The following is an 11,597-nucleotide window of genomic DNA, read 5'->3' on the forward strand; positions in this document are numbered from 1 at the left end:
CCGATCCGGAAGACAAGATGAGGATCTACGACCGGCTGGGACTCCGACTCGACTACAACGTCGGCACCAAGTCCGTGCGTGTCGAAGTACAAAAAATAACCGGACCGGGTAGCGAGCCCCGATCCGGCGGAGAATATGTGCGTAATTCCAGTGTCCGAGGGGGGAATTGCTCCATAACACCAAGAAATGCGTTCCGATTCACCTCTGAGATTAGCGTCGAGAGCACTTCAAGTCGAGTCCTTGGCGATCCAGCTGCTGTTCGCAACTGGGCAAGCGGCCGTGGCATGCAAGTGGCTGACCGCGGCCGCTTGCCCGATGCAGTCGTCAAAGCCTGGCAGGATGCCACGGCGAATAGCCAGAAGTCCTGAACAGGTTGAAGACCCTTTCGGGGGCCGCCACATGGCGGCCCCCGAAAGCTGTCGGATCGTTCTTACTACCGTTGAACCAGCAAAATACGGGAAGCCGGAGAAGCTGAGACTTGGCTGGCCTGCGGCCCGTTCTATGAGTCTCCGGCACGCGGTTGGCGTGCCGGATGCGCTCAGGTTTCCTCGTTGAGGATGCTTGTCGCCAGGTGGAGCGGCAGGGATCAGCGTGGTTGTGCGGCGGGAAGATCGGTGGGTTGGGCGATCCAGGAGGCGGCGTTTCGCAGCATCGAGGTCGCGGTCTGCACGGTGGTTGTGGCGGCGGTCAGATCGGCGGTGGCCCGGTGCAGGGCGTACAGCCGTTCTTGTGTCGGGTCGGCGCTGGCGCGGGCGGCTGCGGTGGCCAGTGCGCCGGTGGCGGCGGTGAGGGCGGCGGTGGGTTGTGCGAGGTCCGGTGCGTATTGGTATACCTCGGCGGGCAGTATCTGGCAGGCGAGCACGGTGTCGGTGAGGGCGCGGGCGGCTTCGTGGGCGTCGCGGGAGGCTGCGGCTGCTGTGTCGAGCGCGGGCTGAAGCAGGTGGTGTCCGGTGCCCGAGGCGGGGGCTGTGAGCGTGGCGAGGGTCATGGGTGCGGTGCGGGAGTCGTTCGGTTCCGGGGGTCGGCTCAGGGCAGGGTGCCGTCGTCGGTGTGGTCCGGGCGGCCGAACAGCGGCGGCCAGTCGGCGGGCAGTTGCGTGAGCACTTGGTTCGTCAGATCGGGGCCGGCCACGTCGGCGACCACGGACAGGACCGCGCCGACGTCCCACAGTGCGGTGGCTTCGGTGGCGCCGTCGATCCAGGCGGCGGTGGCGCGCACGAACCGTTCGGCGTTCAGCGGTTCGACCGATTGCAGCGGGTTGAGCAGGATCAGGGCGAACGTCTCCGGGAGCCGGGCTGCCAACTCGGCCCGTACCGTGCCGACCAGGTGGGCGCCCAGCAGGGCCAGCACCACCCGGGACGCGCGCTCGGCTTCGTGCGGTTCACGGTAGGCGCCCCGGTCCTGGACGGCGGTCAGGAACGCCTCCCAGCGCATGGCCATTCATCTTCCCCTTCCTGCGGGTTCCGGCTTTGGCGCGGGGTGGGCCGCTCACCGGGCCGGGCCCGGGGCCGGTGAGCGGCCCGGTCAGGGATCCGCGCGGGGCTGGTGGTGTTCGGTCCAGACCGTCGGCCCGATCCACAACAGGGCGCCGGTCCCCGGGCGGTCGGCGGGCGGGGCGGTGCCCGGTGGTCCTCCGGCTGCCGGTGGGGGTGGTGTCGCCGTGGGTTTCGGGCGGGTGGGGGTGCGGCTGCGGTCGTACGCGGCCCGGCGGGCCGGGTCGTGCAGGACGTGCCAGGCGGCCAGGAGCGCGTCCAGGTCTGCGGACCCGGAACTGCCGGTGCCGGCGTCGTGTGTGGTGTCAGGGTGCAGTCGGCGGACCCGGGCGCGGAAGGCCCGGGTCACCTGGCCGGCGGTGGCGTCCGGGTCGATGCCCAGGGTCGCGTACAGGTCCGGCCCGCCGGGGTGGGGATGCGGCTGTGTCATCGCGTGGACTCGTGCTGGGCGTGGCCCGGCGGGCCGCCGCTGCCCTCGGCGCCCGAGAAGGAGTCGGGTTGCTCGTCGTGGCGGGGGCGCGGCGGCCGTGCGGGTCCGGCCGTCAGGCGTTGATCGCCTGGCGGTCGTCGGCCGTGGCGATCTGGATCTTGCGGGGCTTGGCCTTCTCGGCGACCGGGATGCGCAGGGTGAGCACGCCGGCGTCGTAGTCGGCCTTGATGTGCTCGGTGTCCAGGGTGTCGCCGAGGAACAGCTGGCGGGAGAACACGCCCAGGGGCCGCTCGGAGACCTGCACCTCGACGTCGTCGCCGGAGCCGGTGGGGCGGCGCTCGGCCTTGACGGTCAGGACGTTGCGCTCGATGTCGATGTCGATGGCGTCCAGGGACACGCCGGGCAGGTCGAAGCAGACCACGAACTCGTCGCCGGAGCGCCAGGCGTCCAGCGGCATCGGGTTCGGGCGGGTCCAGGTGCCCGCGGCGGTGGTCCCGAGCAGCTGGGCGGCGATGCGGTCCAGGTCACGGAACGGGTCGGTGCGCATCAACATGGGGTCACCTCCAGTGTGTGGGCCGACGGGGTGTCGGCTCCCTCGGCATCTGTTGTAACATGTCATCGGAACGATGACAAGCCTCCATGTCGGCGAAAGGGTGACATGATGAACGGCCAGGTCAACGCCCCAGGGCTGACCCCCGGGGAGCTTCGTGCGATACGGGAGCAGGCGGTCGGCGCCGCACTGGGGACGGTGCTGGGGGCGGTCACGGCGGCTCGGCAGCCCGCCACGTCGGCGACAGCGTCCACGGGCGGCCCGCTGACCGGTCCGCAGGTGCTGTCCGCGCTGATGCTGCTGCGCGAGCTGCGCACCGAGATGGCCGGCTGGGAGCCCGAGCTGATCGACGCGGCCCGGCAGCTGGGCACCAGCTGGGCGGATCTGGCCCCGGCCCTGGGGGTGGCCAGCCGGCAGGCCGCCGAGCGCCGCTACCTGCGGCTTCGCCCCTCGGCCGACGCCGGGACGAGCACCGGGGAGCAGCGGGTGACCGCCGAGCGCGACAAACGCGCCGGCGACCGCGCGGCCCGGGACTGGGCCCGGGACAACGCCGCCGGGCTGCGCCAGCTGGCCGGGCAGATCAGCGCCCTGACCGACCTGCCCCGCGGCGCGGCCGGCGACCTGGCCGCGCTGCGCGACGCCCTCGGCACCGACGACGCCGCCGATCTGATCAAGCCCCTGGCCGAAGCCAGACCCCACCTGGAAGCCGGGCACCCGGCCCTGGCCGCGCAGTTGGACGCCGTCGAAGATCACGCCGATGAGCTTCGCCGGGAAACCCTGCGCCGCCGGCACGCCGCAGACTAGTTCCGCACCGGACCTGCCTCCGATTCCGGTTCCGCCCGTTCCCTGGATGGTCGACGGAATCGCTGAGAAGAACGATGAAACGCCCACGGGTGTCGCACCGGTCGAGTGCAGCCCCAGGCGACGGATGGATGTGACAGGACGGATGCGTGGCACGACACCCTCCTGACGTCGTGTCGCGGCTTGGACTACGCACCCCCGGGCGCCTGTACCGAGCTGGCGAGCAAAATCCTCGCCGGCTCGGTCACGCCTGCCGGGACGAGCTGACCGGCCCGACATCCGTGATGGGCGGGTCGCTGCATGAGGGCTCGGCTGGAATCGGACGGCGCAGCGCGTGACGAAACCCCCGGCTTGAGCCGTCGCCGACCGCCGGAACATGACGACGAGCCGTCACAGCGCAACAGGAAGATCCTGGATGTTCGTCATCTACTACGGATGGTGGAGCATTGGACCGAACCGTTGTTGGCCGACAGGCCGCGGGAGCAGGCCATGTGGTCCCGTTACAGCGGCTTGGCCCCGCTATCGGGGCGCTGGACCCGGAGTGCGCTCCCCCCGGCGAGCCGGGCGCGGGTCGATGTCCGTATCGGGCGCTGGGTGTTGTCGAAGGCGTCGTCCACGCTGGGGTAGCAGGGGAAGGCACTGCCGAGTCCGGCGATCCGGATGATCCGTGTCAGGCGCGGCGGAACGCGGGCGAGCCGTACCCAGCCGTGCCGCTCCAGTGCCAACCGGCGTGCCCGCACGAGAGCGGACAGGCCGCAGCAGTCGCAGAAGTCCAGGTCCGACAGATCCAGGACCAGGCGGACCATACCCTGGGCGACGGCCGCGTTGACGTCGGCGTCGAACCCGGCGGCCACGGCCACGTCCAGTTCCCCGGACAAGGCCAGGACCGCGCCGTCGCGGAAGGGCCCGACGGCCAGAGTGAGTTGTCTGCCCGGCCCGTGGGTCCGGGTGTGCCCGAACGCCGACGGGACCGGGCGGGCGAGTACCTGACGATTGGGGAAAACAGTCACCGCCGAACCTCCAGTCAACACAGCACGAGCCATGCGTCGCCGGTGTCCGGGCCACACATGCACACGCGCGGGGTACGGGCCTTTTCTTCCGGAAACGGCCGTGCTGCCGGGGGTGTCACTGTTTCGGGTGAAGCCTTGCGCGGCAACAGTACCGCCCGCGCCGGTCCTCGTCGAGACCACCGTGCCGATACGCCTCCCGACCGACCCGCCAGGGAGGCCGGCCCGGTCGCGCCGGATGCGACACGTCGACCGGCCACGGCCGCGAACACCGCGAACCATCAGGTCAAAGGGCGAAACGCCGCCAACGCGGCGGGTGGGGTGCCGGTATCGGCCAGGTCCGGCCAGACCTGCATGCCAGGCCTTCGCCGCTGGCCGGAACCCCGTGTCGGGCGCGCGCGGTTCGTTCCCGGGACCCGAGATCGGCCGGGGCCGCAACGGCATCGTGCGTGTTGCCCGGCGTCCCGTACGCGTTCCGGGTGATTTCGCGGCGGCCCAGGCCTGTCTGCGGTGGCGGTGCTGATCGCAGAGGGCTAACTTCCCTGGCAGGGGATGGATGGAGAGCATCGTGAGGAGGCACCGGCCATGGTTGTGTCCGTATCAGGCGTGCTTCTGCTGGGCGTCATCGTGCTGCTGCTGTGCCGAAAGGGCGGCCTGAAGACGTGACACGCGGTCGTGTGCGCGCTGCTGGGGTTCTACCTGGCCTCCACCTCGATCGCCCCGGGCATCCGGCAGAGCACCGCCTCAGTGGCTGCGCTGATCAGCGACATCAGGGTGTGACGCACCGCGAGGGCGTCGGGCACGGGCCCGCCGATGCACGACACGGAGTCCGGGAGGCACGAGGGCAGGAGGCGCTCCGCGGGCGAATGGCGTGCGGCGGCGACGCCGGGTCTGGCCTGTCGCCGGGTCGGTGTCCTGCCCGTCGTGGCGTGCACCGGCGTCCCCGCGGTTCTGATCGAGTCGCAGGGCGCTGCTGGAGCCCTTAGGAGTCTGCCCTGATCCACGTGTCTGCCGGCACCAGCGGAGTTCGGTCGTTCGGGCTGGGCTGCCGGCCAGGCGGATCAGGTGCCGATCGGGGCCCCGGCCAGCGCGGCGACGACTCCGAGTGCCGCGGCTGCGAGCAGTGCGCTGACGGCGTCGCGGCGAAGGACCACCAGCGAGAGGGCGGCGGCGGCCAGGATCGCGGCCTGCCACCAGTGGGTCAGCGTCAGGCCCAGCGGGATCGCGGCCCCGGCGATCGCGCCGATGGCGGCGGGCCCTGCCCCGGACAGGAACGCCTGGACCCGCACGTCGTGCCGCAGGCGGTCGAAGTGGCGTCCGCCGAGCAGGATGAACAGGAACGACGGGGTGAAGACGACCGCGGCGGCCGGCAGCCCGCCCCAGACTCCGGCGGCGGCGTAGCCGACGACGGCGACGGTCTGCACGACCGGCCCCGGGGTGATCTGGCCCAGGGCGACGGCGTCCAGGAACTGGGCGCCGCTCATCCAGTGGTAGGTGTGGACGGCGTCGTGCTGCATCAGCGGGATGATGACGAACCCGCCGCCGTAGGACAGCGCTCCGACCTTCAGCGCCACCCATGCCAGCGCGGCCAGTCCGCCGACGGCAGCCGGAGCCGCGACGACCGGCACCAGACCGGGCAGGACACTGATCCGCGGTCGGGTCCTGACCAGGACCTCGGCCACGCCGCAGCCGATCAGGACGAGCACCAGCCACGGCCGGTGACAGACGCGGCGATCCCGCCGAGCACGAGGTAGGCCGTCCAGCGGAGCCGGGCGGCGCGCTCGGTCCCGGCGCGCTTGCGGCTGGCAGGGATCAGCCCGGCCGCGGCCTGGACCGCGACGGCCGCGACCGCGGCGCCGGCCCCGGCCGCCGCGCCTTTGATCCACAGCGGGGTGCTGGAGGCCAGGAACAGCGCTGCCAACCCCAGGATCAACGCCAGGCCGGGCACGATGAAGCAGACCCCGCCGTCCAGCGCACCGACCCGGCCTCGAAGCCGCCACGCGCAGAAGATCGCCAGCTGGGTGGAGGCCGGGCCGGGCAGCAGGTTCGTCGCGGCGATGCCGTCCTCGAACTCCGCCTCGGTCAGCCACGCCCGCCGCTCCACACACAGCCTGCGCAGCAGCGCGATGTGCGCCGGCGGTCCGCCGAAGCCGATGCAGCCGATCCGGCCCCACTCCCGGGCGATCGTGCGCAGCGACACCTGCGGAGTCAGGGGCGAGTCGATGGTCACGGGCAGCCACCCTAGATGATCCAGGCGAACGGGTCATGGCCGAATCAGCGGCCTGCGGCCCGAGCATCACCAGCATCGTGACAGCCGCAGCGTGGGGCTCTGCTGTGAGGCGACGCCCGCCACTGCGTCCCCCCATTACCGTAGGCAGGGCTCTGAGACTGGTCAGTAAGATCAGTCCGGCTCTTGGAGCTGAAGGTCGCCGGTCCCGGTATGGCTCAGTCCCCCCTGCCCCTCGATGGACTAAACACGTGGTGGCCGCCGGGACCGGAGGACTGCGGCTGACCGCTAATAGAGAACGTGTCTCAACCGCTCGTAATGTGGCTGCCGGCGCCGTCGTCCGATTCGACCTGACCGCGAGTTCTGTCGTTGATCGGCGCGAGGGAAGGCGTAAGGATGGGAGCGTTCGTCAAGGCTGTAGAAGATGAGCAGGCCACGGTGTTCTGCGGGATCGACGTGGGCAAGTCTGCTCACCACGCGGTCGCGCTGGCCGCCGACGGACGCAGGATCGTCGACCGACCATTGACCAATGACGAGGGCGAGCTTCGGTCGCTGTTCAACGAACTCGTCGTTCACGGCCCCGTGCTCGTGGTGATCGACCAGGTCTCCGGAATCGGCGCGCTGCCGATCACGGTCGCTCGCGACGCCGGCGTGCAGGTGGCGTATCTACCCGGGCTGACAATGCGCCGACTCGCCGAAGTGCACCCGGGCGGGGACAAGACGGACCCGCGCGACGCTTACATCATCGCCGACGCTGCCTCACACGCTGCGGTCCGTCGGCGTCGGCGAGCAGGCGCGGGTGGCTCTCGGAGTGCCGGCCGGCTACGACGACGACCTGGTCGCCGAGAACACCCGCCCGGCAGCCCGGCTGCGCCAGGCGCTGATGCACGTGCATCCCGCCCTCGAGCGCGTGCTCGGGCCCCGGCTGAAGACCGGCTCGGTCCTGGATCTGCTGGCCAACGCGCCGACGCCGGCAGCTCTGGCCCAGAAATCGGCGGTCGAGCTCGCCAGCCGCCTCCACGCCCCAGGGCGCACACACGCCACGGTCGGCAAGCTCGTCGACGACATCCAGGCGGCGCTGGCTGCGCAAATGGTAGAGGTACCAGGGACTGATGCGTTCGGCCGGGTCATCGGGGCGCCGGCCGCTCGCATGCGCGAGATCATGGCTGAGCGCATCGCGCTGCTCAAGCAGATAGAGACCTATCTCGACGCCTACCCGGCGGCGAAGATCTACACGTCGATGCCGGGGATCGGTTCGCGCTGCGCCGCCAGGCTGATCGCGATCATCGGCGACGGCTCGGAGTTCCCGATGGCCGGACACCTGGCGTCCTACGCGGGCCTGGCCCCGCCTCGGTCGTCCGGCGCTCGGGCACGTCCATCAACACGGTGCGGGCCAGCACGAAGGGCGACCGACGACTTAAGGACGTGCTGTTCTCAGCGAACATGACCCTGCTCACACGGGAAGGCGCGTCAAGGGTCTACTACGACAAGAAGAGATCCGAGGGCAAGGGCCAAGCCACCGCGATGCTGTGCCTGACCCGACGACGGATCGACGTCTTGCACGCGATGCTCCGCACCGGAACTCCCTATCGTCCTCCCATGCCGCTGACCCTGGTTAGCCGGCCAATCGCCGCTTGACCAGCAGAAACCGCCGCGATCCACGGGGGAGGTCGCGGCGGCGTTTCCAAGGTGGCCCCCGCTCGAACTCAATTCGTCAGGCTCGAAGCGTTGGCCGGGCAGAGACTCAAGTCTTGATCGCAAGGGCGAGGAGGGTGTCGATCGCCGTTTCGAAGGGGCGCGGGCTGCGTTGTACCTGAGCGAGGAGAAGTGCCCCTTGGAGGGTGGCGAGCACAGTGGTGGCGAGGTCGTCCGGGTCGATGCCGGGCGCGAGCTTCCCGTCGGCGTGAAGCAGCCTGAGTCCTTCGCTGATGGCGGTTGACCACCGCTGGAGTCCGGCGGCGATGAGGGCTCGGGCCTCGGGGTCGCTCTCGGCGAGTTGACCGACGAGCGAACCGAGTGGGCAGCCTCCCGCCTGGGCGCGCGTCACCCCGGTCACGACCATGTCTCGCCAGGCCTCAAATCCCACCGCGCCGCCGAGAATCGCCTGTCGCTGGCCGCTGACGACGGTGTCAGCTCGATAGCCGACGACCGCCTGAACGAGCTCGTTCTTGTCGGGAAAGTAGTGGTAGAGCTGCGAACCACTGACCTCCGCCGCGACCTTGACGTCTTCCAGGGTGGTTCCCGCGACCCCGCGCTCGTGGATCAGCGCGGCAGCCGCTTCCACGATGCGTGCCCGGACGCGTTCACCCTTCCGTGTGAGCCGTGGCCGCTCATTCGTCTCGTTGACCATGCACCCATGGTAGCGATTCTGAGTTTGACAGCCCAGTCCGGCTAGACAAGAGTGGGTCATGCAACTCACTAAGGTGAAGATGAGAGGGACCCCGATGGGAAAGACTGTGATGGTCACGGGCGCCAACGGCGGGATAGGCAAGGACGTGGCCCGGCAACTAGCCTTGCGTCCCCAAACGGCGCGGATCTACTTGGCATGCCGGAACCTGGATCGGGCGACAGCGGCAAAGGCCGAGCTCGAAGCCGCGACCGGCCGGCACATCTTCGACATCGTCGTCATGGATGTCGCCGATCTGGGATCGGTCCGAGCCGGCTTGGCGGCCATCGACGGATCCGTCGACGCGCTGGTCATGAACGCCGGTGTCATCGGCCCGCGGTCGATGGCCTTGACCGCCGACGGGGTCAGCACCGTGTTCGCCACGAACGTCCTGGGACACGCCGTCCTGCTCGAAGGGCTCCTGGCCGAGGGGCGACTCGGCGAGGTCGCGGTCCTCGCCGGAAGCGAGGCCGCCCGCGGGCTTCCGAAGCTGCGGATGGAACGGCCGTCCTTCGTCTCAACCTCCGCCGACGAGCTCGCCACCGTCATCGACGGCAGCTACTTCACCGGCAGAAAAGCTGACTTCAACCTCGCCTTCGGCCAGGCCAAGTACATCGGGGCCCTGTGGATGGCCTACCTGGCCCGCCACCACCCCGACCGCCGCTTCATCACCGTGAGCCCCGGCGCCACCACCGGCACCCAAGCCGCCAACGACATCGCCCTACCGCTGCGCATCGCGGCCAAGTACGTCATGCCCGCCCTGGGGATCTCCCACAAGCTCGAGGTCGGAGCGAAGCGACTGGTCGACGGCGTCACCGACCCGACCCTGTCCAGCGGCGTGTTCTACGCCAGCGCGGCCAACAAGCTCAAGGGTCCCCTGGTCGACCAGGCGGACATCTTCCCCGACCTGGCCAACACCTCGTTCCAGGACAACGCCAACGAGGCCATCCGCCGATTCACGACCTGAGAGCATTCGCGTGATGTCACACAACCAGTCGCGGCACCCGTGCGAACCGGGGAAAAGGGCGCGGCACAACGCCTCGGGCGGTACCGAACCCGCCGGGACCAGGGGATTGCCCGTCCAGAGCGAGCCGACGGGAAAATCCACTCCCGCGAGGCCGGCGCCATGAGCACAGCCCGCGCGCGTCTGGTGGAAACCGCCACCCGGCTGTTCTACGCCGAGGGCATCCACACCGTGGGCATCGACCGGATCATCGCCGAGGCCGACGTCGCGAAGGCGACCTTCTACCACCACTTCACATCGAAGGACGACCTGGCCGTCGCCTACCTGACCGACGAGTTCGAACGCCAGCGCGACGCCTTTGAGGGCGTCGCAGGCACGGGAGCCGAACGTCTCCGCGCGACGTTCACCCTCCTCTGCGACGTGAGTTGCAGCCCCGGTTTCCGCGGCTGCGCCTTCCTGAACGCCACCGCCGATTTCACCGACCCGACGCACCCCGTCCGCGCGGTGGTGGCCGAGTACCGTGACTTCCTCCGCGACCACATGCGGACGCTGCTCACCGAAGCCGACCACGCCGATCCCGACCACACCGCCGACTACCTGCTCGTCATCCGCGACGGCATGGCCGTCAGCGGAGCGCTCGGTGACACGGCCGCGGTGCGCGCGGGTGCGGAATTCGCCGTGGCGGTCGTCAAAATGGTCGCCGAGGCCTGACTTGTCGGCCGGCAGCATCCCCGCGAGTTCCAGCCGGTTCTCGTAGGCTACGTGACCGCCGGTCGTCGCAGACCAGTACCAGCCCGAGGAATGCCAGCACTCTTCGTCAGCAATGCCCGAAATGGCAAGCCAATGGCGAAGATCGCGAGAAGTGGCAGAGATCAATGAGCACCTACAGTTGACTTTCACGATAGAGACACGTGCGCAGCGGCGGGCGTCTTGGCGCTTTCGGACGACCGCCTCATCGCCGGCCCAGGCCGGTATGCGGGCTCCACGCCGGCCTCCCGCGCGAGCGCGATCGGCGGCACCCCGCCACCGGATGACCTGGTCGACCACGATGCAGGCCCAGGGCCACCCTCATCGTTGGCGACCTCTTCGCCCGGGAGCCGACGACTGTCCGGAGTCGGCGTGACCGCTTGCGAAGGGGGGAGACCACGACAGGCACGGGCTGCGCGATAGGGCCGTAGGCGGGCCCGTCATTCCTTACCTGGATGGCGCGGCTTCATCGTCCAGTTCGGCCAGCGGTACCGGTTCGGGCACGGCGTCCGGCCTGGGCACGACCAGCGCCACCCGCCCGCCGTCGAACCGCACCGGATACGGCGGGCCGCCGTGCTCCCGCCCGCGCACCATGAGGATCTCCGCGCCGCAATGGCCGCTCACAGCGCTCCGGAAGCGCAGCCGGTCACCCGCCTGAGCCTTCATGGGAACAGCATGGCAGCGACAACCGCCGTGCCGCGGACTGAACGGCCAGATTGACTCAGGCGAACCCGAGCCACCCACGCCCCGGTCATGATCGCTCAGGGATACCAGCCCGCCTGCATCCCCACCGTCTCGGCCACAGAAGCCGCAGGCGCGACACGGGGCAGTGCGTCGACCACCGGGTGCGATCGTGCCGCACTCTGCTCATGGCCGTTCGCGCCTGGCCCCGGGCCGGCGACACACATGCCGCCGGGGGCCAATCGGCCCAGGCCTACGCCGAGCGCGGCAGCCGACCGGTCGCGGGTGTCACCGGATCGGGCTAGCGGGTC

12 protein-coding genes and 3 pseudogenes are annotated in these 11,597 nt (G+C 70.0%); 6 read left to right on the forward strand and 9 right to left on the reverse strand.

Annotated features, from left to right (window positions below):
• A partial coding sequence (locus ABD481_RS45815; protein ID WP_344672236.1) for an Lsr2 family DNA-binding protein occupies nucleotides 1–368 on the forward strand: 368 nt, incomplete at its 5' end.
• Between the two features lie 218 nt (nucleotides 369–586).
• Here the strand turns inward: ABD481_RS45815 and ABD481_RS45820 are convergent.
• From ABD481_RS45820 to ABD481_RS45835, 4 genes are all read right to left on the reverse strand, one after another.
• Nucleotides 587–988 carry a hypothetical protein gene (locus ABD481_RS45820; RefSeq protein ID WP_344672237.1) on the reverse strand — a complete coding sequence of 134 codons (402 nt, stop codon included), beginning with the start codon at nucleotides 986–988 and terminating at the stop codon, nucleotides 587–589.
• Nucleotides 989–1,026: 38 nt separating this feature from the next.
• Nucleotides 1,027–1,440: a DUF2267 domain-containing protein gene (locus ABD481_RS45825; protein WP_344672238.1), complete on the reverse strand. Its 414-nt coding sequence runs from the start codon at nucleotides 1,438–1,440 to the stop codon at nucleotides 1,027–1,029.
• Between the two features lie 84 nt (nucleotides 1,441–1,524).
• Nucleotides 1,525–1,923, reverse strand: coding sequence for a J domain-containing protein (locus tag ABD481_RS45830; RefSeq protein ID WP_344672239.1), 399 nt, complete (start codon nucleotides 1,921–1,923; stop codon nucleotides 1,525–1,527).
• A 112-nt stretch (nucleotides 1,924–2,035) separates the two neighbouring features.
• Nucleotides 2,036–2,476, reverse strand: coding sequence for an Hsp20/alpha crystallin family protein (locus tag ABD481_RS45835; RefSeq protein ID WP_344672240.1), 441 nt, complete (start codon nucleotides 2,474–2,476; stop codon nucleotides 2,036–2,038).
• A 105-nt stretch (nucleotides 2,477–2,581) separates the two neighbouring features.
• Here ABD481_RS45835 and ABD481_RS45840 point away from each other — a divergent pair, with 105 nt between their 5' ends.
• Nucleotides 2,582–3,277: an HSP18 transcriptional regulator gene (locus ABD481_RS45840; RefSeq protein ID WP_344672241.1), complete on the forward strand. Its 696-nt coding sequence runs from the start codon at nucleotides 2,582–2,584 to the stop codon at nucleotides 3,275–3,277.
• A 497-nt stretch (nucleotides 3,278–3,774) separates the two neighbouring features.
• Here ABD481_RS45840 and ABD481_RS45845 read toward each other — a convergent pair whose 3' ends face one another.
• Nucleotides 3,775–4,284 carry an STAS domain-containing protein gene (locus tag ABD481_RS45845; protein WP_344672242.1) on the reverse strand — a complete coding sequence of 170 codons (510 nt, stop codon included), beginning with the start codon at nucleotides 4,282–4,284 and terminating at the stop codon, nucleotides 3,775–3,777.
• 582 nt (nucleotides 4,285–4,866) lie between these two features.
• On the opposite strand from ABD481_RS45845, the pseudogene ABD481_RS45850 reads away from it, so the two are divergent.
• Nucleotides 4,867–5,061: pseudogene (locus tag ABD481_RS45850) on the forward strand (DUF2304 domain-containing protein).
• A 281-nt stretch (nucleotides 5,062–5,342) separates the two neighbouring features.
• On the opposite strand, the pseudogene chrA reads toward ABD481_RS45850, so the two are convergent.
• Nucleotides 5,343–6,517, reverse strand: a pseudogene (gene chrA, locus ABD481_RS45855) (chromate efflux transporter).
• Nucleotides 6,518–6,796: 279 nt separating this feature from the next.
• Entirely contained in the window at nucleotides 6,797–7,084 is a 288-nt protein-coding gene (locus tag ABD481_RS45860; RefSeq protein ID WP_344672247.1) for a hypothetical protein, read from the reverse strand.
• Here ABD481_RS45860 and ABD481_RS45865 point away from each other — a divergent pair.
• Nucleotides 6,965–8,146: pseudogene (locus tag ABD481_RS45865) on the forward strand (IS110 family RNA-guided transposase). The gene ABD481_RS45860 and the pseudogene ABD481_RS45865 sit on opposite strands and share 120 nt — an antisense overlap.
• Nucleotides 8,147–8,252: 106 nt before the next feature.
• Here ABD481_RS45865 and ABD481_RS45870 read toward each other — a convergent pair.
• Nucleotides 8,253–8,858 carry a TetR/AcrR family transcriptional regulator gene (locus tag ABD481_RS45870; protein WP_344672243.1) on the reverse strand — a complete coding sequence of 202 codons (606 nt, stop codon included), beginning with the start codon at nucleotides 8,856–8,858 and terminating at the stop codon, nucleotides 8,253–8,255.
• 94 nt (nucleotides 8,859–8,952) lie between these two features.
• Here ABD481_RS45870 and ABD481_RS45875 point away from each other — a divergent pair, with 94 nt between their 5' ends.
• Complete coding sequence (locus tag ABD481_RS45875; RefSeq protein WP_344672244.1) at nucleotides 8,953–9,861, forward strand: SDR family NAD(P)-dependent oxidoreductase; 909 nt, start codon at nucleotides 8,953–8,955, stop codon at nucleotides 9,859–9,861.
• 159 nt (nucleotides 9,862–10,020) lie between these two features.
• The gene (locus tag ABD481_RS45880; RefSeq protein ID WP_344672245.1) at nucleotides 10,021–10,569 is read left to right on the forward strand and encodes a TetR/AcrR family transcriptional regulator; all 549 of its coding nucleotides are present in this window, start codon (nucleotides 10,021–10,023) and stop codon (nucleotides 10,567–10,569) included.
• A gap of 483 nt (nucleotides 10,570–11,052) precedes the next feature.
• Here the strand turns inward: ABD481_RS45880 and ABD481_RS45885 are convergent, their stop codons facing one another.
• Nucleotides 11,053–11,271, reverse strand: coding sequence for a DUF1918 domain-containing protein (locus ABD481_RS45885; protein WP_344672246.1), 219 nt, complete (start codon nucleotides 11,269–11,271; stop codon nucleotides 11,053–11,055).
• Nucleotides 11,272–11,597: the final 326 nt, after the last annotated feature.

This window comes from Catenulispora yoronensis (assembly GCF_039531695.1).
Classification (GTDB): domain Bacteria; phylum Actinomycetota; class Actinomycetes; order Streptomycetales; family Catenulisporaceae; genus Catenulispora; species Catenulispora yoronensis.